Genomic DNA, 19,781 nt, shown 5'->3' on the forward strand with positions numbered 1-19,781 from the left:
TGGCATGCGTCACCCGGCGCGTCAGCCCGCTGCCAGCTCCCGCGCCAGCCACGCCGCCAGGTGCTCGCCGCGCCGCCGCTCGCGCCCCGGGGCGAGCCACAGCCCCAGCGCGGCGTCGGTCTCCAGCGCCGGCCAGGGCGCGACCAGCCGCCCCTGGAACAGATCGCTCGACACCAGCAGCTCGGGGGCGATGGCCACTCCCAGCCCCGCCAGCGCCGCCTCCAGCAGATAGTAGAGATGCTCGAAGGTGCGCCCGCGCTGGCGCGCCGCGGCCAGCGTCGTCGGCTCGACGCCCATCGCCGCAGCCCACTGCGGCCACGCCTGGGGCCGTGAGGCGGTATCCAGCAGCGTGGCCTCCCCCAGCATCGCGGCCGCCGTGTGGTGGGACGTATGCGCCCATACCGCCGGCGTGGCCACGGCGACGATACGCTCGGACTGGAGTGGAAACACCGCGATATCCTCCGGCCACGGCGGCGCGGCAAAGCGCAGCGTGGCGTCGATATCGTCGCGCCGCGGATCGAGCTCCCCCTCACTGGAGACCACGCGCAGACGCAGCGCCGGCAGATCGGCATTGAGCCGGTCGAGCCGTGGGATCAGCCAGCGCGCCAGCAGGCTGCCGGGGCAGGCCAGGGTGAAGGGCTGGCTCTCGAGCTGGCGCGAGAGGGCGTCACAGCCGGCCGCGAGGCGGGCAAAAGCCTCACGGATCGACGGCTGCAGCAGGCGCCCATGGGCGGTGAGCGCAAGCCCACGTCCCGACTTGTCGAACAGCGGCGTGCCGAAGTGGGCTTCCAGCGTGCGCAGTTGGCGGCTGACCGCGCCGTGGGTGACATGCAGCGCCTCGGCGGCGGCGGTGACACTGCCCAGCCGGGCCACCGCGTCGAAGGCACGCAGCGCATTGAGCGACGGTAGCGATGTCATGGCGATCCTCGGTCGACAAGCCCGCCCGCGAGGGTTCCCGTGGGCGCCATTGAGTGAGATTTTCTCACAGATCAGAGAGAGTTTATCGATTTTTTCCGCACGCGCACCCGGCTAACGTGGATGCCATGACGCCAACCGGAGCCCCGCGATGACAGACTATCCCGACATTCATGGCTTTTTCGGCGGCAGCGACGGCTACGGCGGGCGCTACGTCGCCGAGACGCTGATGCCGCTGATCGGTGAGATCGAAGCCGCCTACGACAGCGCCCGCCAGGACCCCGACTTCAACGCCGAGCTGGCAGCGCTGCAGCGCGACTACGTCGGCCGCGCCACGCCGCTCTATCTGGCCGAGCGGCTGAGCGCCCACGCCGGCGGTGCGCAGATCTATCTCAAGCGCGAGGATCTCAACCACACCGGCGCGCACAAGATCAACAACGCCCTCGGCCAGGCGCTGCTGGCCCGGCGCATGGGGCGCACCCGGCTGATCGCCGAGACCGGCGCCGGCATGCACGGGGTGGCGGTGGCCACGGTGGCGGCGCGTCTGGGCCTTACCTGCACCATCTACATGGGTGCCAAGGATATTCAGCGCCAGCAGCCCAACGTGCAGCGCATGCGCCTGCTCGGGGCCAAGATCGTGGCGGTGGAGAGCGGCACCGCGACGCTCAAGGACGCCATGAACGATGCCCTGCGCGCCTGGGTCGCCAGCGTCGAGGACACCTTCTACGTCATCGGCACGGTGGCCGGTCCGGCGCCCTACCCGCGCATGGTGCGCGACTTCCAGTCGGTGATCGGCCGCGAGGCGCGGGCGCAGATCATCGAGAAGACCGGGCGCCTGCCCCACAGCCTGATCGCCTGTGTCGGCGGCGGCTCCAATGCCATGGGGCTGTTCCACCCCTTCCTCGATGACCCGGTGGCACTGATCGGCGTCGAGGCCGGCGGTGAAGGGGTGGAGAGTGGACGCCACGCGGCCAGCCTGAACGGCGGCAGCCCCGGGGTGCTCCACGGCAATCGCACCTATCTGCTGCAGAACGCCGACGGCCAGATCCAGGATGCCCACTCGATCTCCGCCGGGCTCGACTATCCCGGCGTCGGCCCCGAGCACGCCTGGCTCCACGACAGCGGGCGCGCCCGCTATGTCAGCATCACCGACACCGAAGCGCTGGCGGCGGTCGCACTGTGCTGCCGCCTGGAGGGCATCCTGCCGGCGCTGGAGTCGGCCCACGCACTGGCCGAGGCGACCCGGATGGCCGCCGAGCTGCCGCCCGAGGCGGCGCTGGTGGTCTGCCTGAGCGGCCGCGGCGACAAGGACATGGCCACCATCATCGAGCATCTACCCGCGCAGGAGGCAGACCTATGAGCCCGCACGATCTCACCCCGCCGTCGCGCCTGCAGGCGCGCTTCGCCACCTGCCAGGCAGAGCAGCGCGCCGCGCTGGTGACCTACGTCATGGCTGGCGACCCGGACCTCGCCAGCAGCCAGGCACTGCTGTCACAGCTGCCCGCCGCCGGCGCCGATATCATCGAGCTGGGCATGCCGTTCAGCGACCCCATGGCCGACGGCGAGGCGATCCAGCGCGCCGGCCAGCGTGCCCTCGGCGACGGCCAGACCCTGACCCGCACCCTCGCCATGGTGAGCGAGTTCCGGCGCCAGGACACCACCACCCCGCTGGTCCTGATGGGCTATCTCAACCCGATCCAGTGCTACGGCGAGACGCGCTTTCTTACCGATGCCGCCGCCGCGGGAGTGGATGGCCTGATCGTGGTCGACCTGCCGCCGGAGCACGGCGCCGGATTCACCGCCCGGGCCCGGGATCTCGGCCTGGCGCGGATTCCGCTCGTCGCCCCGACTACCCCGGCCTCTCGGCTACCGGCGCTGCTCGCCCAGGGCGACGGCTTCGTCTACCGCATCGCCTACAACGGCATCACCGGACGCGCCGGTGGCGCCCCCAGCGGCGATATGACGAGCGCCCTGGCCCAGCTGCGCGAGCACACCGCACTGCCGCTGGCGGTGGGCTTCGGTATCCGCGATGGCGACGCCGCGGCCGCGGTCGCCGGGGTCGCCGACGCAGTGGTGGTGGGCAGCGCCCTGGTCGAGCGTTTGGATACGCAGGGGCCGGAGGGAGCCCTGACACTGGTGCGCGAGCTGGCGGCGAGCATGAAACGTAGCGCGGGCTGAGGCTCGGCTCTGTACAAAAACGGCCAGCACGCGTCGCACGGCGTCGGCTGAAACCATTCTATTACTTAGGATGAAACAGGCGATAAAACGCGCTTTTATACCAAAAAATAGAATCTAGACTCTCTCCAACGGTGCCGACCCGCGTGTCGGCCCTCTTTCAGGAGAGACGCCATGTTGACGATCCGACGCAGCGACGAACGCGGCTATGCCGACCACGGCTGGCTCAAGAGCTTCCACTCGTTCTCCTTCGCGGGCTACCACGACCCGCAGTACGTCCACTTCAGCGTCCTGCGGGTGATCAACGAAGATCGCGTGGCACCGGGGCAGGGCTTCGGCCAGCACGGTCACCGCGACATGGAGATCTTCTCCTACGTCCTCAGCGGCGAGCTGGCCCATCGCGACACCCTGGGCAACGGCTCCGCGATCGGCCCCGGCCGGGTACAGATCATGACCACCGGCACCGGGGTCGAGCACAGCGAATTCAACCACTCCGCCAGCGACCCGGTGCACTTCCTGCAGATCTGGCTGTTTCCGCGTGCACGCGATCTCGAACCGCGCTACGCCGAGAAGGATTTCACCGCCGCCGACAAGCGCGGCCGGCTGTGCCTGATCCTGTCGCCGGACGGCCGCGACGGCTCGCTCACCCTGCAGCAGGATGCCTGCATCTACGCCGCGCTGTTCGATGGCGACGAGCGCGCCGAGCTGGCCCTGGGCGCGGATCGTCAGGCCTACGTGCACCTGGTGCGGGGCGCACTGACGATCAACGGCACCCGGCTGACGGGCGGCGATGCGCTGATGCTGACCGACGAACCGACGGTGACGCTCGCACAGGGCGAGGACGCCGAAGTGCTGGTGTTCGATCTGCCGGTGATCAGTGCCGCCTGACGGCAGGCAACCCATGGGACGCGCCGCTCGGGCGCGTCTGTCTCCCCACACGCATTCCCTTCACTAGGCTTTGTCCAACCCCAGGAGTCACTCCATGTCTTACCGTAACCTGCGCCAATCCCTGACCCTGACCGCCGCGCTGCTCGCCGGCGCCACCAGTGCCAGCGCCCTGGCCGATAGTGTCACCTACCAGATGGACCCGATGCACACCAGCGTGGTGGCCTCCTGGAGCCACTTCGGCTTCTCCCACCCCACGGCGAGCTTCTCCGACGTCAAGGGCACGATCCACTTCGACCGCGATGCGATCGCCGACTCCAGCGTGGAGGTGAGCATCCCGGTCAAGACGGTGGACACCCGCGTGCCGGCGCTGAACCAGGAGTTTCTGGGCGAGAACTACTTCGATGTTGCGCAGTACCCAGACGCGACCTTCAAGAGCACCCGCATCGAGGCCACCGGCGATGATCACTACGACGTGCATGGCAAGCTGACCATCAAGGGCGAGACCCATCCGGTGGTGCTCCACGCCACCCTCAATCAGGTCGGCGAGCACCCCATGGCCAAGGTGCCGGCGCTCGGCTTCGACGCCGAGACGACCATTCAGCGCAGCGACTACGGGCTCGACCAGTACGTACCCAACGTCAGCGACGCGATCCACATCCGCATCTCGAGCGAAGCCGAGGCCGGCGGCAGCGACAGCTGATACGCGCGTCTATCGTGTGCAGGTCACCGAACGCGAAAGGCCCCCGAACGCGATCGCGTTCGGGGGCCTTTGTGCAGGTCGGTCAGACGTCACACGACCGACCTAGAGAAACTTGAGCAGGCTCTGCAACCGCTCCAGATCCCGTGAATCGCCGACCAGGCGCAGGCGTCCGTCGAACAGACCTTCGCGGAAAGCGCGCTGGGAGGGCTTGCGCAGGAACTGGGTGGCGCTGTCGGCATCGCGAAAGCGCAATTCGAGATTGAGGTCCACCGGCAGCCCGCTCTGGCTGTCGACGCGCTCCGGCGTCATCCGGTAGTGGCGCGCGATCGCTCTGTCCTCGGTCGCCACGCCCCAGTCGAAGCGCTTAAGGCGCGTCAGGGCCTCACGAAATTCGGGCTTGCGCGCGCGCGTTCGCTTCAGCATCACGCCCAGCCACCACAGCATCAACTTGAGCTTCATGCGCCCTCGCACAGCGTCAGGTCAAAGAAGAAATGCCGACCCACCCGCTGCCGGGGGATCGGTCATCGATGGGCCACTCGCCATGAGCGAGCGCCGCCGGGCCTCGAGCCCGTCGCAGCAGCGATTACTTGCTGACCGCGTCCTTGAGTGCCTTGCCGGGTTTGAACGCCACGGTCTTGCTGGCGGGGATGTTCAGCGGCTTGCCGGTCTGCGGGTTCTTGCCGGTGCGGGCGGCACGCTCGCGTACGGTGAACGAGCCGAAGCCGATCAGCGTGACGTCGCTGCCCTTGGACACCGTGCCGGTGATCTCGTCGAGAATGACGTTGAGTACCTGGCTGGCCTTGTCCTTGGAAAGATCCGCACGCTCGGCGATCGCCGCAGCGAGTTCTGGCTTACGCATAAAGCCCTCCTTGTTTGGCTCTACTTGGGCGAGGTCGTCGGTGATTACGCCTCGCAATTCCTAAGCGCTGTTGTTATCGGGGCACACCGCCGGGTAGGCGCACACCCCAGCGCATAATAGGCAGCTCTCGACGCGGTTTGTAAAGCCTTACATGAGGATTTGCGGTTCGCGCCCGACCACCGCTGCTAGCCTAGCAACGGCGGCGCCGCCCGCGCCAGTTCGACTTTTCGCCGCACGCAGGCGCCGGTCAGGGCAAATCCGATCAGCCGCCCGGCGGTATCCTCGGCCACGGCACTGAAATCCCCCGCCTCGCCGTCGATGCGCCAGCGCGCCGGGGTCTCCCGCGGCGGCAGTGCGACGATCGGCAGCAGCGAGGTCTTGACCATCACCGGCCAGGCACCGTAGCCCACCGCCGTCGGCGTGCCGGTGAGCGTGGCGGCCAGCGCCTTGGCGCTGGCCTGCAGCGGCTGCACGTACATGGCGTTGAGGCCATCGACGCAGGCCACATCGCCGAGCGCATGAATGTGCGGGTCGCTGGTCTGCAGGTGGCGGTCGGTGAGAATGCCCGCGGCGCTGGTCTGCAGCCCGGCGCCCGCGGCCAGCGCGGTGCGCGGGCGCAGCCCGGTGGCGACCAGGACCAGATCGGCGGCGAGGCGCTCGCCGTCGTCGAGGGTCAGCGCCACGCCGCCGTCACTGGCCTCGAGCGCCTGCACCTGACGCTCGAAGTAGCCGGCGATACCGGCGGCGGCGAACGCCTCGGCCAGTGCCAGCCCCAGTGGCGGCGGCAACAGCCGCGGCAGCGGCGCCGGCTCCGGGGCGATCAACGCCACCCGATGGCCGCCGGCGTGGAGGTCGTTGGCGAACTCGCAGCCCACCAGCCCGGCGCCGACGATGGCCACCCGGACCGGCTGCCCGGGGTGGCGTTCGAGGGCGGCGCGAAACCGCCGGTAGTCATCGAGATCATTGACCTGGAAGACCCGCTCGGCGAGCGCCTCGGGGGTCTCGAACGGCTGCCACGGCGCCGCACCGGTGGCCAACACCAGGCGCTCGTAGGGCAGGCGTTCGGCGCCCAGCCACAGGGTGCGCTGATGCGGATCGATCGCCTCGACCGGGGTGTGGCAGCGCAGGGTCGCATGGATCGCATCGGCAACGCCGAGGGCGTCGCGCTGCGCCAGCGCCGCGGCGCTCTGGCCCTTGGTGAAGGCGCTCGAGAGCAGCGGCTTGGCATACTCGTCGCCGCTGTCGGCGGTGATCAGGGTCAACGCGCGGTGGGGGTCGCGGCTGCGTATCGCACGGGCCAGGCCCAGGCCGGCCATGCCGGTGCCGATGATCGTCAGGGGCGCACTCATGCCTTCCTCTCGGTCGCGGATTGGGCCCATGATACACTACGCCGCCCCAGGGCCGCCGCGCCCGGGCCCTCGCGGCCAGTCCTGTTCGGAGTCGTGTGTGTCCTTATCTTCCCCCCCTCGCTCGCCCAGCAGCCGACTCGCCATGGGCAGCTGGCAGCGCACCCCGACGCTGCGACGCTGGAGCCCGGCCGCCGCCTGGCGCCCGGCGATGGACCCCCGCTGGTGGCGCTGGGTCGCCTCGACCGATTCTCTTACCGCGCGCCTGATCGCCGCCTCACCGCAACCCTTTCGCGTACGCCTGCTCGAGCAGGGCATCGGCGTGCCCCGGCGCGACGAGGCCCAGGCGCTGGGGCTGGCGCCGGGCCGCGTGGCCTGGATCCGCGAGGTGCTGCTGATGAGCGGCGAGCGCCCCTGGGTCGCGGCGCGCTCGGTGGCGCCGCTGACCCGCAGCGGCTGTCGCAGCCTGCGCGCCCTGGGCGAGCGCTCGCTGGGCAGTTGGCTGTTCGCCCAGCCGGATCTCGAACGCGGGCCGATCGAGCTGAGCGCGGATCACCAAGGCGTCTGGCTGCGCCGTTCGCGCTTTCGCCACGGCCGCATTCAGCTGCTGGTGCAGGAGCGCTTCCTGGGGCAGATGGCCGCCGATCTGGAGCTGCCGCCGGGGACGTGAGCCCGGCTTTCGGACTGTGTGAGCCCCCGCTTCCCGCCTACAATCGCCCGGCGAGGGCCGCCTCGAAGATGCCGCGATAGGCTGCGGCGTCGAAGGCGATCGGATTGCCGCCGGCGGAGGGGTCCTCCACCGCCATTTGCCCGACCCGCTCGGCGCGACTGTCGTCGATCCCCAGTTCGCTCAGCGCATGGGGGATACCCAGGCGTTCGCGCAGCGCCAGCACCCAGTCGATCACCGCAGCGACACCCGGCTGCGGCAGATCGAGATAGCGCGCCAGGCGCACCATCGGCTCGCCGATCGCGCGGGTGTTGGCGCGCAGCACATAGGGCATCAGCACCGCGTTGAGCAGGCCGTGGTGGGCATCGAACAGCGCCCCCAGCGGGTGCGCCAGGGCGTGCATCGCCCCCAGCCCGCGCTGGAACGCGGTCGCCCCCATCATCGACGCCACAAGCATGTCGGTGCGCGCGGCGAGATCATCGCCGTGCAGGTAGGCCCGCGGCAGCGCATCGCGGATGCGCCGCATGCCCTCCACCGCGATGCCTTCGGCCTGGGGGTGGTAACCGGGAGCGCACCACGCCTCGAGACAGTGGGAGAGCGCGTCCATGCCGGTGGCGGCGGTGAGTGCCGGCGGCAGTTCGCGGGTCAGCAGCGGGTCGAGGATCACCGCGCCGGGCAGCATACGCGGATGGAAGATGATGCGCTTGACCTGGACCTCGGCGTCGGTGATCACCGCGGCGCGCCCGACCTCCGAGCCGGTGCCGGCGGTGGTCGGCACCGCCACCACCGGCAGCACGGCGTCGGCATCCGCCTGGCGCCAGTTATCGCCGCGATCCTCCAGCGCCCACAGCGACAGCGACTCGGGCTGGCGCGCCATCAGCGCCACCGCCTTGGCCGCGTCCAGCCCCGAGCCGCCGCCGAAGGCGATCACGCCGTCGTGGTCACCGGCGCGGAAAGCGGCCACGCCGGCTGCGACGTTGGCCCCGGTGGGGTTGCCCTGAATCTGACTGAACACGTCGACCGCCAGCCCCGCCTCCCGGCAGCGCGCGAGCGCTTGCTCGACCATCGGCAGCGCCGCCAGCCCAGGGTCGGTGATCAACAGCGGCGCGCGCATGCCCAGCGCCCGGCAGGCCGCGGGCAGCTCCTCGGCCCGCCCGGCGCCGATCCGGATGGGTGTGGGGTAGTTCCAGTCGGCGCGGTAGCGTGCAAGATCGAAGTCACTCATGGCGGGTCTCCTGTCTGGCGGTCGGCGTGGATCAGGCGTGCTTCAGGTGGAAGGACTTCGGCCGTGTCAGCGTCTCGTAACCGATCCGCGACAGCGAGCAGCCGCGCCCGGACTGCTTGACCCCGGTCCAGGCCAGCTCCGGGTCGAGATAGTCGCAGCGATTGGTGAAGACGGTGCCCGCCTCGAGACGCGCGGCAAGCGCCTCGCCCACGGCGAGATCGCGGGTGAACACGGCGGCCGTGAGACCGAACTCGCTGTCGTTCATCAGCGCCACCGCCTCGTCGTCATCGGCCACCGTCATGATGCCCACCACCGGGCCGAAGCTCTCCTCGCGCATCACCGCCATGTCGTGGGTCACCTCGGTCAGCACCTGCGGCGCCAGATAGGCGCTGCCCGGCACCGACAGCGGATAGTCGCCGGGGTCGATCCATGCCTTGGCGCCGGCGGCGACCGCGGCCTCGATCTGGCCGCGCACGAAGTCCGCCGCCGCCGGACGTACCAGCGGCCCCAGCGTGGTCTGCGGGTCGGAGGGGTTGCCGAGCCGGAGCTTGCGCACCCAGGCCACCGCCCGCTCGACGAAGGCCTCGGCGATGTCGCGGTGGACATAGATGCGCTCGATGCCGCAGCAGCTCTGCCCCGAGTTGAAGAAAGCGCCATCCATCACTGCCGGCACGGCGGCGTCGAGATCGACGTCGGCGCGGATATAGGCCGGGTCCTTGCCACCCAGTTCGAGCCCGGTGGCGATGAAGCGTCCCGCCGCGTTGCGCTCGACCATGGCTCCGCCCGCCACCGAGCCGGTGAAGGAGACATGGGCGATACGCGCATCGCGGATCAGCGCCTCGGTATCGGCATGGGCCAGATGCAGGAACTGGAACACCCCCGCCGGCAGACCGGCGTCGGCGAACGCCTCGAACAGCCGCTCGGCACATAGCGGCGTCTGCGCCGAGTGCTTGAGGATCACCGTATTGCCGGCCATGATCGCCGGCACCACGGCATTGACGGCGGTCATGAAGGGGAAGTTCCAGGGCGCCACGATCAGCGACACGCCCAGCGGCTCGCGGGTGATATAGCGGGTGAAGCCGGGCTTGTCGGCCAGCCGGATCGGCGCCAGCGCCGACTCGGCGAGGGCGATCATGCCGCGTGCGCGCTCCTCGAAACCGCCGATTTCGCCCCCCGCGGCGGCGATCGGCCGCCCCATCTGCCAGGTCAGCTCCTCGGCCAGCCGATCACGCCGCGCGACGAAGGCATCGACCATCGCCGTGCACAGTCGCGCCCGCTCGGCCAGCGGCGTCTCGCGCCACGCCCGCTGCGCCGCCACGGCGTCGGCGACGCAGGCCTCGATCTGCGCCGGCTCGGCCAGCTCGCGTTCGACATAGACCCCGCCATCCACGGGGGAAATCGTGTGTTGTCGTGCCATGCGCTGCTCCCACCCAGAAAGTGTCGTTATCCCGGCCATGCACCGGGGCTTAGGGAAGCACTGCATAAATGCCTGGCGCGGGTGAATCGCTGCGTTGCGCGGTGCTCGAAGACTCGCCTAACCCCATGTCATGTCTCGCATGACGCGTTGCCTTCGGCAACTTGCCCTGACGGGCCGCCCTACGGGCGTTCTCTACGCGTTGCTTCGAGTCTGTGCTCCGTGCGCCTTGCGCTTCATCCCGCTCGCCGATTGATTCAGCGCTTCCTTAGATGATTTCGAAGTAACGCGCCAACTCCCAATCGGTGATATGGCGACGGAACTGGCGCTCCTCCCACTCGCGGGTGGCGGCGAAGTGCTCGACGAAGGCATCACCGAACAGCTCACGGGCGGCATCCGAGCCGCGCAGGCGGCTGGCGGCATCCCACAGCGTGCGCGGCAGTGCCAGCGACGCCGGATGCTCGCGTTCGTACGCATTGCCGGTGACCGGCGCATCCGGTTCGAGCCCCTGCTCGATGCCGTAGAGCCCAGAGCCGATCGCGGCGGCCAGTGCCAGATAGGGGTTGGCATCGGCACTGCCGAGGCGATACTCGACCCGCTGGGAATGCGCCGAGCCGGGGATCACGCGCAGCGCACAGGTGCGGTTCTCGACGCCCCAGGTGGCATCGGTGGGGGCCCAGAAACCGGGGATCAGCCGGGTGTAGCTATTGATCGTGGGGGCGAACATCGCCAGCAGCTCCGGCATCAGACGCTGCTGGCCGGCGACGAAGTGACGCTGGATCTGGCTCATGCCGTGGGGCGCGTCGGCATCGTAGAAGGCCGAACGGCCATCGTCATGATGGCGCAGCGAGAGATGGATATGCCCGCTCTGGCCGGGGTAGTCCGGCGACCACTTGGCCATGAAGGTCGCCATCAGCCCGCGCCGCTGTGCCCACACCTTGGTGAAGGTCTTGAACAGCGCCCCCTTGTCGCCGGCGGCCAGGGCATCGTCGACGCCGATCGCCGCCTCGAGCACCCCGGGGCCGGTCTCGGTGTGCAGCCCCTCGATGGGGAAGTCCATCGCCTCCGCCAGCGCCAGCAGATCGTGGTAGAGCTCGCCGTGGACCGAGCTGCGCAGCATCGAGTAGCCCATCATGTCCGGGGTCAGCGGCTTGAGCTGGCGAAAGCCCTTCTCACGGATCGACTCGGGGGTCTCCTGGAACAGGAAGAACTCGTACTCCAGCGAGCCGAAGACATCGAAGCCCAGCGCCGCGGCGCGGGCGAGCACGCGCCTGAGCAGACCGCGCGGGCAGAGCTGGCCGGCCTCGCCCTCGAACTCGGCCAGGAACAGCAGCATGTCGCCCTCGAACGGCACCTCGCGGCAGCTCTCGGGGATGATCCGCAGTGGCGCATCCGGATAGCCGGTATGCCAGCCGGTGAAGGCGACGTTGTCGTAGAGCTCGTCCTTGCTGTCCCAGCCCAGCACCACGTCGCAGAAGGCAAACCCCTTCTCCAGGGCGGCGAAGAACTTGTCCCGCTGCATGTACTTGCCGCGCATCACCCCATCGATGTCGAACATGCCGACCTTGACGTGGCTCAGCCCGCGCGCCTCGACGAGTTCGCGCGCCTGGGCGGCGGTACGCACGGTTCTGGCTTGGTGATCACTCATGGCCGTTCCTCGCTCACGCTGTCAGGGGGATCGGGGTTACGCCGCGCGACCATCGTCGTCGTCCGCGGCCTGCTCGCCTCGCTGCATGGCGAACTCCTCCTCCGGCGACAGGATCAGACGGTGCCGCCCGATGAAGGCGAAGTAGCAGATACCCACCGCCAGCCACAGGGCGACGCCGATCACGCCGACCCGGTAGGTGCTGTCGCTGAGCTGGAAGTAGATCGTCATCAGAGCGATGACGATGGTCGCCACGGCGCCGGGAATCCCGAAGGGACTGCGGTAGGGGCGCTCGATATGCGCATGATGGCGGCGCAACAGGATGAAGGAGAGGGCCTGGGCGATGTAGGAGCACATGGCGCCGAATACCGCCATGTTGAGCAGGGTGCCCCCGATCACCGCGGAGCCCTCCTGGGTGCCGAGACCGAAGAAGCAGATCAGCATGATCGTCAGGCCCACCAGCGCGCCGCCGATCATCGCCACGTGCGGCGTCTTGCGCGTGCCGTGGGTCACCGAGAGGAAGGTGGGGAAGTAGCCGGCACGGGAGAGCGAGTAGATCTGGCGGCCCTGGGCGAAGATGATGGTATGGAAACTGGCGATCAATCCGACCAGCGCCAGCAGCGCGAGGAACTTGGCCGTGCCGGCACCGAAAATGGCCTGGAAACCGTCCAGCAGCGGCTCGCCGGACTGGCTCAGGGCATAGGCGCCGACGCCCACCACCGACGGGTTGAGCACCAGGATCAGCGTGGCAGAGATGATAAGGGTAGTGATGCCGAGCAGGATGCCGCGCGGCATGTCACGCCGCGGGTCGACCGACTCCTCGGCGGCCAGCGGCAGCTGCTCGATGGCCAGGAACAGCCACACCGCAAAGGGCATTGCCGCCAGCGCCCCGCCGATGCCCATCGGCAGCAGCGGTCCGTGACCGCCTGCGAGCTCACCGCCGCCGGGTGCGATGTTCAGCGCCCAGGTCGAGAAATCGAGATGGGTGAAGGCGCTGAACCAGAACACCACCAGGACCGCCAGCGCCAGCAGGGTCACCGCCAGCGTCACCCGGAACGAGAGCTCGACGCCGACGATGTTGAGGCCGACGAACAGCAGATAGCCCAGCAGCCACCACACCGGCTGGAACGCCGCCGGCGTCTCGAAGATGCTGCCCAGATAGGCGCCGATGAAGAACACGATCACCGCCGGCGTGAGCACGTACTCGACGTTCTCGCAAAGCCCGGTGACGAAACCGCCCCAGGGCCCCATGGAGGAGCGCGCGAAGGAGTAGGCGGCGCCGGTGTGCGGCAGGGCCGGCGACATCTCGGCGATACAGAAGGTCAGGCCCAGATACATCACCGCGATGATCGCGGTGGCGATCGCCATGCCGCCCCAGCCGCCCGAGGCGAGCCCCAGGTTCCAGCCCGAGTAGTGGCCCGAGATCACCGCCCCCACGCCCAGCGCCCAGAGCGACCAGGGGCCGGCGTGGCGGCGCAGGCCGCGCTTGTCGAAGTAGCTGGCATCCTGCTGCTGGTAGTGGATGCCGGCGGAGGGTTTAGCGTGGTTTGTCATTGTTCTACTCCCAGGATCGAGCCACCCAGTCTCGCGATCCCACTGCCGCCAGCGTCGTCGACACCCCCGGGGCGACGCCGACCTACGCTGACCGCGCCCACCTCGAGTCTGAGCACGTCGGGGAGACAAAAGCAATCCCTATCGCGACGGCCCGTCCCCTATCGTGCCCTCATCGCCACGTCCATCGCCACGTCCATCGCCACGTCCATCGCTGCGCCCACTGCCGCACCTCGCTGCCGGCGGGGTTGTGGTGTAAGGTCCAGCCAGTCGCGTCCCGCTCGCCGTTCTGGAGAATTCGATGTCAGCCGCCGGCCCCGATTCCGTCACCGTCGCCGACCCCGCGCCACGCCCCCGGGGCCTGGCTCGCCTACCCGATTTCCTGCGTCTGACCCGGCTCGACAAGCCGATCGGCACCTGGCTGCTGATGTGGCCCACGCTGTGGGCGCTGTGGCTCGCCGCCGGTGGCCTGCCGGATCGCGCCAACCTGATCATCTTCGTGCTCGGCGTCTATCTGATGCGCGCCGCCGGCTGCGTGGTCAACGACTACGCCGATCGCAAGATCGATGGCCACGTCAAGCGCACCCGCGAGCGCCCGCTGGCCACCGGGCGCATCCGCGAGCGCGAAGCCAAAATCCTGTTCGCGGTGCTGGTGGCGGCCGCTTTCGTGCTGGTCTGCTTCACCAATCTGCCCACGGTCCTGCTCTCCTTCGTCGGCGTGGCGCTGGCCGCGCTCTACCCCTTCATGAAGCGCTACACCCATCTGCCCCAGGTGGTACTGGGGCTGGCGTTCTCGTGGAGCATCCCGATGGCGTTCATGGCGGTGAGCCGCAGCGTGCCGATGGAGGCGTGGCTGCTGCTGCTGGCCAATCTGGCCTGGACCGTGGCCTACGACACCCAGTACGCCATGGTCGACCGCGACGACGACATCAAGATCGGCGTGAAGTCCACCGCGCGCCTGTTCGGCCGCGCCGACAAGCTGATCATCGGTCTGCTGCAGCTGGCCACGCTGGCGCTGCTGGCCTGGATCGGGGCACGGCTGGCGTTGGGCGGGTTCTTCTGGCTGGGGCTGGCGGCGATGGCGGCGACCTTCCTCTATCAGCAGTGGCTGATCCGTGAGCGCGAGCGCGGCCCCTGCTTCCAGGCCTTCCTCAACAACTTCTGGTCGGGGCTTCTGCTGTTCGCCGGCGTGGTGCTGAGCCTGTGGCCGGTGCTATGAGCCGCTGAGGGCATCGGCCGCTGAACGCCGCGCGGCGCGATGATCTCGACGATGGCGGGTGCCGGGATGACACCGATGTCATGTATTTGTCATATTTCCACGCTGTAATCGTCACCGTTCTGTCACGGCCGGAAGGTTGTCCGCTGTACGCGCACATCCACCGGCGGCTCACTCGAGGCCTGTCATGAGCTCCAAGACCGTACTCATCGTTGACGACGAGCCCTCCATCCGCGAAATGATCGCGGTGGCACTGGAGATGGCCGACTATCGTGTGCTGGAGGCGGACAACGCCCAGAGCGCCCACGCCATGGCGCTGGATCACAAGCCGGACCTGATGCTGCTCGACTGGATGATGCCAGGCACCAGCGGGATCGAGCTGGCACGTCGACTCAAGCGCGAGGAGGCCACCGCCGAGATGCCGATCATCCTGCTCACCGCCAAGGGCGAGGAGGACAACAAGGTGCAGGGGCTCGAGGCGGGCGCCGACGACTACATCACCAAGCCGTTCTCGCCGCGCGAGCTGGTGGCCCGGCTCAAGGCGGTCCTGCGCCGGGCCACACCGCCGGGCATCGAGGAGGCAGTCGAGGTCGAGGGGCTCAAGCTCGACCCCGCCAGCCATCGCGTCACCTCCCACGGCAGCGCGCTCGAGATCGGCCCCACCGAGTACCGCCTGCTGCAGTTCTTCATGACCCATCAGGAGCGCGCCTACACCCGCAGCCAGTTGCTCGATCAGGTCTGGGGTGGCAACGTCTACGTCGAGGAGCGCACCGTCGACGTGCATATCCGCCGGCTGCGCAAGTCGCTGGGTGAGACGCATCAGCATCTGATCCAGACGGTTCGCGGCACCGGTTACCGCTTTTCGATCAGGGAGTAAGTCGCAGCGTGCGCTACTGGATCAACGAACTGTGGCGCCTTGGCTACATGCTGTTCGGGCTCGGCGCGATGGGCACGCTGCTGGGCGAACTGTTCGACGCGCTGTTCGCCGGCCTCGGCTGGGGGCTGGCCGCGGGGCTGGGGCTCTATGTCTTCCTGCATCTGCGCCATGTGCGCCTGCTCTATGTGTGGCTGCTGCGCCATCCGCGCGAGGCGCCACCACCCGGCACCGGGGTGTGGGGCGATCTGTTCGACCGTCTCTACACCTACCAGAAGGCACAGAGCCAGATGCAGCGCCGGCTGCGCGATATCCTGCGGCGCATCCAGGACTCCTGCGAGGCGATGCGTGACAGCGTGGTGATGCTCGATCCGCGCGGCGACCTGGAGTGGTGGAACAGCGCCGCCTCCGACATGCTCGGCCTGCAGCCCGACCACGACCGCGGCCAGCCGATCACCAACCTGCTGCGCGATCCGCGCTTCGTCGACTACTTCGAGGCCCGCGACTACCGCGAGCCGCTGATGATCCCCTCGCCGATCGACGCCGCCCATACGCTGCAGTTCCATATCACCCTGTTCGGCGATGACGAACGCCTGCTGATGGTGCGCGACGTGACCCGGCTGCATCAGCTGGAGATGATGCGCCGCGACTTCGTCGCCAACGTCTCCCACGAGCTGCGCACGCCGCTGACCGTGCTGGCCGGCTATCTGGAGACCTACTCCGACCATGCCGAACAGCTGCCGACACGCTGGCAGCGAGGCTTCTCGCAGATGCAGGCGCAGACCACGCGCATGCAGAACCTGGTCGAGGATCTGCTGCTGCTGTCACGGCTCGAGATCGACAGCCCCGACAACGACCGCGACCTCCTCGATGTCCGCGTCCTGCTCGAGAGCGTCGTCGACGACGCCCGCGGGCTCAGCGCGGGGCGCCAGCAGATCGCGCTGCAGGTCGACGAAACGCGCCATCTGGTCGGCAACACCAAGGAGATCCGCAGCGCGGTCTCCAATCTGGTCTTCAATGCCGTGCGCTACACCCCCGAGGGCAGCCGCATCACGCTGCGCTGGAAGCCGTGGCACGACGGCGCCGCGATCGAGGTGGAAGATGATGGCGAGGGCTTCGATCCGGTACACATCCCACGCCTGACCGAGCGCTTCTACCGCGTCGACAAGGGGCGCAGCGCCGCCACCGGCGGGACCGGCCTGGGACTGGCCATCGTCAAGCACGTGCTGCTGCGTCACGACGCTCAGCTCGAGATCGTCAGCCGGCCCGGCATGGGCGCCCGCTTCCGCTGCGCCTTCCCCGCCACGCGGCTGATCGAGGCCGACTCAGGCTCGACGCCCTCCCCCTGAGCGACGCCGTCACGGCCATGCCGGCCCACGGCGATCGCTGCTCGCATGCCGGCCAGCACTCCCACCTGCCAGCACTCCCTCCCGATCCTATCGCCAGAATGGCTGATCGCGTTTTACCGCGCCGGCGTGCCACCCTCCGGCCGGCTTCCGAGTTCCACATCGCAACAGTGCGAATCGTTATCTCAATCTTAAGTAGAAACTGCCGATAAAGGGGGCGGACTAATAATCCATTCCTCTAGATGAATCGGCAGATACCTCGGATAAGGACGGTTTTCGCGATGACGATGCGGCAAAAACTCTGGATCACGGTGGGACTGATGTGGTTCGGCATGCTGGTGCTGGTGGGCTGGATGGCCCTGGAAAAGCGCGACACCTTGATGGCCGAGCGCGTCAAGGGCCTCAAGAGCTTCGTCGCCAGCGCCCAGACGCTGGTGCAGCGCTACGCCGATCGCGCCGCCCAGGGCGAGTTCAGCATCGAGGCGGCGCAGGATCTGGCGCGACGCGACCTGTCGGCGCTCGATCTCGATGGCAGCTATGTCTACGCCTTCGACGGCAAGATTCACCTGGTCTATCACCCCAAGCGGGCGATCGGCACCGACATGAGCAACTTCCGTGACGACAACGGCGTCTACTTCTATCGCGAACTGAAGGCGCTGGCCGACTCGCCCGACGACGGCACCCTGGAGTACACCTCGACCAACGCCGACGGCGACGACGTCTCGCGCATCAACTATGTGCGCCATGTCCCCGCCTGGGACTGGTATCTGGCCGCCAACGTCTATGTCAGCGACATCCAGCATGCGTTCTGGATGGGCGTGCTCAAGATGGGGCTGATCGCGGGCACGATCGGGCTCTGCATCACCCTGGTGATGGCGTGGATCATCCGCAGCGTGCTGAGCGACCTGGGCGGCGACCCGCGCCACGCGCGCAACGCGGTGCTGGGCATTGCCGAGGGCGACCTGACCCGAGCGCTGACGCTCAAGCCCAATGACCGCCACAGCCTGCTGCACGCCATCGAGGGCATGCGCCTGCATCTGGCCGATGCCCTGGGCGGGGTGCGTCAGGCCTCCACCACCATCACCGTGGGCGTGGGTCAGATCCACAGCGGCAACCAGGATCTGGCCGCACGTACCGACCAGCAGGCCGCCTCGATCGGCGAGACCGCCTCGAGCATGGAGCAGCTGACCCAGACCGTGCGTCAGAACGCCGAGAACGCCCGCCAGGCCAATGGCCTCGCCGGCCAGGCGCGCACCACCGCCAGCGAGGGCGGAGCGATGATGGATGAGGTCGTCTCCACCATGCAGGGCATCACCGACAGCTCGCGTCAGGTGACCGAGATCGTCGCAGTGATCGATTCGATCGCCTTCCAGACCAATATCCTCGCCCTCAACGCCTCGGTGGAAGCGGCACGCGCCGGCGAGCAGGGCCGCGGCTTCGCCGTTGTCGCCAACGAGGTTCGTACCCTGGCCAGCCGCAGCGCCAACGCCTCGCACGAGATTCGCGAGCTGATCGACGCCTCCAATCGCAAGATCGAGGCGGGCTCGGGGATCGTCGCCAAGGCCGGCGAGACCATCAGCCGGGTGGTCGATTCGGTCTCGCGCATGACCGATCTGATCGAAGAGATCTCGGTCGCCTCCGCCGAGCAGTCCAACGGCATCGACCAGGTCAACGAGGCGGTGGTGCAGATGGATCAGGTCACCCAGCAGAATGCCTCGCTGGTCCAGCAGGCGAGCAGCGCAGCGGCGACCCTCAACGAACAGGTACAGCGCCTGGAGCAGGCTCTGGCCGGCTTCCAGATCGCCGAGGGGGAATCACGCCCGACCCCGGCCGCCGCGCCCACGGCCCAGGCTCGAGTTCAGGCTCAGGTTCAGGCACCGGCGCCCCGCCTGAGCGCGACCCGTCGGCCGGCCATGGCCAGCACCGAAGAGGATTGGGAATCGTTCTGATTCCATCCCAGCGGGGGCCGGCACGCCGGCCCCACTCTTTCTTTGACGGCAACCCTGGCCGGTACCCACGCCGGCCGACGCCATCTCGGGACAACGACAGGTTAAGATGGGCGCTTTCACCTCTGCTGGAGCGTCGTGCCCATGCCGTCGATCACCCGCCCGCGATCTCTTCCTGCTCGGCGCCGCTGGCGCCACGGCCCGACCACCCTGCTGCTGGCCGCCACGCTCTGGCTGTGGGCCGCCGCTGCCGTGGCGGAGCCGGTCGCGATCACCTTTCCTGCCAGCGTCGAGCAGGGCTCGATGGTGATCGGGCGGGTGCCGCCGGGCAGCCAGGTCCAGGTGGCGGGGCATGCGCTGCGGGTCACCGGCTATGGCACCGTGGTGTTCGGCGTCGGCCGCGATGCCCAGGGCGCCCAGACGATCGAGATCGTCACCCCGGATGGCCGACAGCAGCAGGCGTCGGTGGCGATCACCCCGCGCGACTGGCCGATCGAACGCATCAACGGCGTACCGCCGAAGACGGTCTCGCCGCCGCCGAAGATCGCCGCCCGTATCGCCCGCGAGCAGGCCGCGGTAAGCGCCCAGCGCCACCGCGACGACGACCGGGTCGGTTTCGCCGAGCCCTTCATCTGGCCGGTGAAGGGCCGCATCAGCGGGCGCTTCGGCAACCAGCGGGTCTACAACGGCACCCCCGGCTCGGCCCACTCGGGCATGGATATCGCCGCCGCCACCGGCACCCCGGTGAAGGCGCCGGCCAGCGGTGTGATCACCTTCGCCGATGACCTCTACCTCACCGGCGGCACCGTCCTGCTCGATCACGGCTACGGCATCAGCTCCAACTTCCTGCATCTGTCGCGGATCGATGTGGCGGTGGGCCAGCACGTCGACCAGGGCGAGATGATCGGCGCGGTGGGCGCTACCGGCCGCGCCACCGGGCCGCATCTGCACTGGGGCATGAACTGGTTCGAGACGCGTATCGATCCCCTGCTGGTGCTCGATAGGACTCGATGA

General features: G+C 68.7%; 18 protein-coding genes. 10 read left to right on the top strand and 8 right to left on the bottom strand.

The genetic code is table 11. The features are described from left to right. Positions 1 to 21 precede the first annotated feature (21 nt). Positions 22 to 918, bottom strand: a complete 897-nt coding sequence (locus DOM66_RS07425) for a LysR family transcriptional regulator (RefSeq protein ID WP_110689729.1) — start codon at positions 916 to 918, stop codon at positions 22 to 24. Positions 919 to 1,066: 148 nt separating this feature from the next. Between DOM66_RS07425 and trpB the strand changes: the two genes are divergently transcribed. The 4 genes from trpB to DOM66_RS07445 all read left to right on the top strand — a co-directional run bounded on the left by trpB (position 1,067) and on the right by DOM66_RS07445 (position 4,678). Beyond that, positions 1,067 to 2,275 carry a tryptophan synthase subunit beta gene (gene trpB / locus DOM66_RS07430; protein WP_110689730.1) on the top strand — a complete coding sequence of 403 codons (1,209 nt, stop codon included), beginning with the start codon at positions 1,067 to 1,069 and terminating at the stop codon, positions 2,273 to 2,275. After that, positions 2,272 to 3,093 (top strand): tryptophan synthase subunit alpha, encoded by an 822-nt coding sequence (trpA, locus tag DOM66_RS07435; RefSeq protein ID WP_110689731.1) that lies wholly within the window; start codon positions 2,272 to 2,274, stop codon positions 3,091 to 3,093. Before trpB ends, trpA begins: the two co-directional genes overlap by 4 nt. Before the next feature lie 171 nt (positions 3,094 to 3,264). Further along, positions 3,265 to 3,978: a pirin family protein gene (locus DOM66_RS07440; RefSeq protein ID WP_110673832.1), complete on the top strand. Its 714-nt coding sequence runs from the start codon at positions 3,265 to 3,267 to the stop codon at positions 3,976 to 3,978. A 94-nt stretch (positions 3,979 to 4,072) separates the two neighbouring features. After that, a complete protein-coding gene (locus DOM66_RS07445; RefSeq protein WP_110673831.1) occupies positions 4,073 to 4,678 on the top strand; it encodes a YceI family protein in 606 nt (201 codons plus the stop codon). A gap of 102 nt (positions 4,679 to 4,780) precedes the next feature. Here DOM66_RS07445 and DOM66_RS07450 read toward each other — a convergent pair whose 3' ends face one another. The 3 genes from DOM66_RS07450 to DOM66_RS07460 form a co-directional block, all read right to left on the bottom strand. Further along, positions 4,781 to 5,137, bottom strand: a complete 357-nt coding sequence (locus DOM66_RS07450) for a hypothetical protein (RefSeq protein WP_110673830.1) — start codon at positions 5,135 to 5,137, stop codon at positions 4,781 to 4,783. A 124-nt stretch (positions 5,138 to 5,261) separates the two neighbouring features. Continuing rightward, positions 5,262 to 5,537: an HU family DNA-binding protein gene (locus tag DOM66_RS07455; protein WP_035472794.1), complete on the bottom strand. Its 276-nt coding sequence runs from the start codon at positions 5,535 to 5,537 to the stop codon at positions 5,262 to 5,264. A gap of 185 nt (positions 5,538 to 5,722) precedes the next feature. After that, positions 5,723 to 6,886: an FAD-dependent oxidoreductase gene (locus DOM66_RS07460; RefSeq protein WP_110689732.1), complete on the bottom strand. Its 1,164-nt coding sequence runs from the start codon at positions 6,884 to 6,886 to the stop codon at positions 5,723 to 5,725. A 97-nt stretch (positions 6,887 to 6,983) separates the two neighbouring features. On the opposite strand from DOM66_RS07460, the gene DOM66_RS07465 reads away from it, so the two are divergent. Continuing rightward, entirely contained in the window at positions 6,984 to 7,553 is a 570-nt protein-coding gene (locus DOM66_RS07465) for a chorismate--pyruvate lyase family protein (RefSeq protein ID WP_407071979.1), read from the top strand. 37 nt (positions 7,554 to 7,590) lie between these two features. Here DOM66_RS07465 and DOM66_RS07470 read toward each other — a convergent pair whose 3' ends face one another. From DOM66_RS07470 to DOM66_RS07485, 4 genes are all read right to left on the bottom strand, one after another. Further along, positions 7,591 to 8,775: an iron-containing alcohol dehydrogenase gene (locus DOM66_RS07470; RefSeq protein ID WP_110689733.1), complete on the bottom strand. Its 1,185-nt coding sequence runs from the start codon at positions 8,773 to 8,775 to the stop codon at positions 7,591 to 7,593. Positions 8,776 to 8,806: 31 nt separating this feature from the next. Beyond that, complete coding sequence (locus DOM66_RS07475; RefSeq protein ID WP_110689734.1) at positions 8,807 to 10,192, bottom strand: aldehyde dehydrogenase family protein; 1,386 nt, start codon at positions 10,190 to 10,192, stop codon at positions 8,807 to 8,809. Positions 10,193 to 10,457: 265 nt separating this feature from the next. Continuing rightward, the gene (locus DOM66_RS07480) at positions 10,458 to 11,837 is read right to left on the bottom strand and encodes a glutamine synthetase family protein (RefSeq protein WP_110689735.1); all 1,380 of its coding nucleotides are present in this window, start codon (positions 11,835 to 11,837) and stop codon (positions 10,458 to 10,460) included. Between the two features lie 36 nt (positions 11,838 to 11,873). Continuing rightward, the gene (locus tag DOM66_RS07485) at positions 11,874 to 13,388 is read right to left on the bottom strand and encodes an amino acid permease (protein WP_110689736.1); all 1,515 of its coding nucleotides are present in this window, start codon (positions 13,386 to 13,388) and stop codon (positions 11,874 to 11,876) included. Positions 13,389 to 13,686: 298 nt separating this feature from the next. Between DOM66_RS07485 and ubiA the strand changes: the two genes are divergently transcribed. From ubiA to DOM66_RS07510, 5 genes are all read left to right on the top strand, one after another. After that, a complete protein-coding gene (ubiA, locus tag DOM66_RS07490; protein ID WP_110689737.1) occupies positions 13,687 to 14,604 on the top strand; it encodes a 4-hydroxybenzoate octaprenyltransferase in 918 nt (305 codons plus the stop codon). Between the two features lie 184 nt (positions 14,605 to 14,788). Next, the gene (gene phoB, locus DOM66_RS07495) at positions 14,789 to 15,478 is read left to right on the top strand and encodes a phosphate regulon transcriptional regulator PhoB (protein ID WP_110673823.1); all 690 of its coding nucleotides are present in this window, start codon (positions 14,789 to 14,791) and stop codon (positions 15,476 to 15,478) included. An 8-nt stretch (positions 15,479 to 15,486) separates the two neighbouring features. Further along, entirely contained in the window at positions 15,487 to 16,824 is a 1,338-nt protein-coding gene (phoR, locus tag DOM66_RS07500) for a phosphate regulon sensor histidine kinase PhoR (RefSeq protein WP_110673822.1), read from the top strand. A gap of 278 nt (positions 16,825 to 17,102) precedes the next feature. Continuing rightward, positions 17,103 to 18,770 (top strand): methyl-accepting chemotaxis protein, encoded by a 1,668-nt coding sequence (locus DOM66_RS07505; RefSeq protein WP_245392389.1) that lies wholly within the window; start codon positions 17,103 to 17,105, stop codon positions 18,768 to 18,770. Between the two features lie 141 nt (positions 18,771 to 18,911). Beyond that, positions 18,912 to 19,781 carry a M23 family metallopeptidase gene (locus tag DOM66_RS07510; RefSeq protein WP_110689738.1) on the top strand — a complete coding sequence of 290 codons (870 nt, stop codon included), beginning with the start codon at positions 18,912 to 18,914 and terminating at the stop codon, positions 19,779 to 19,781.

This window comes from Salinicola endophyticus (assembly GCF_003206575.1).
In the GTDB taxonomy this organism is placed as follows: Bacteria; Pseudomonadota; Gammaproteobacteria; order Pseudomonadales; family Halomonadaceae; genus Salinicola; species Salinicola endophyticus.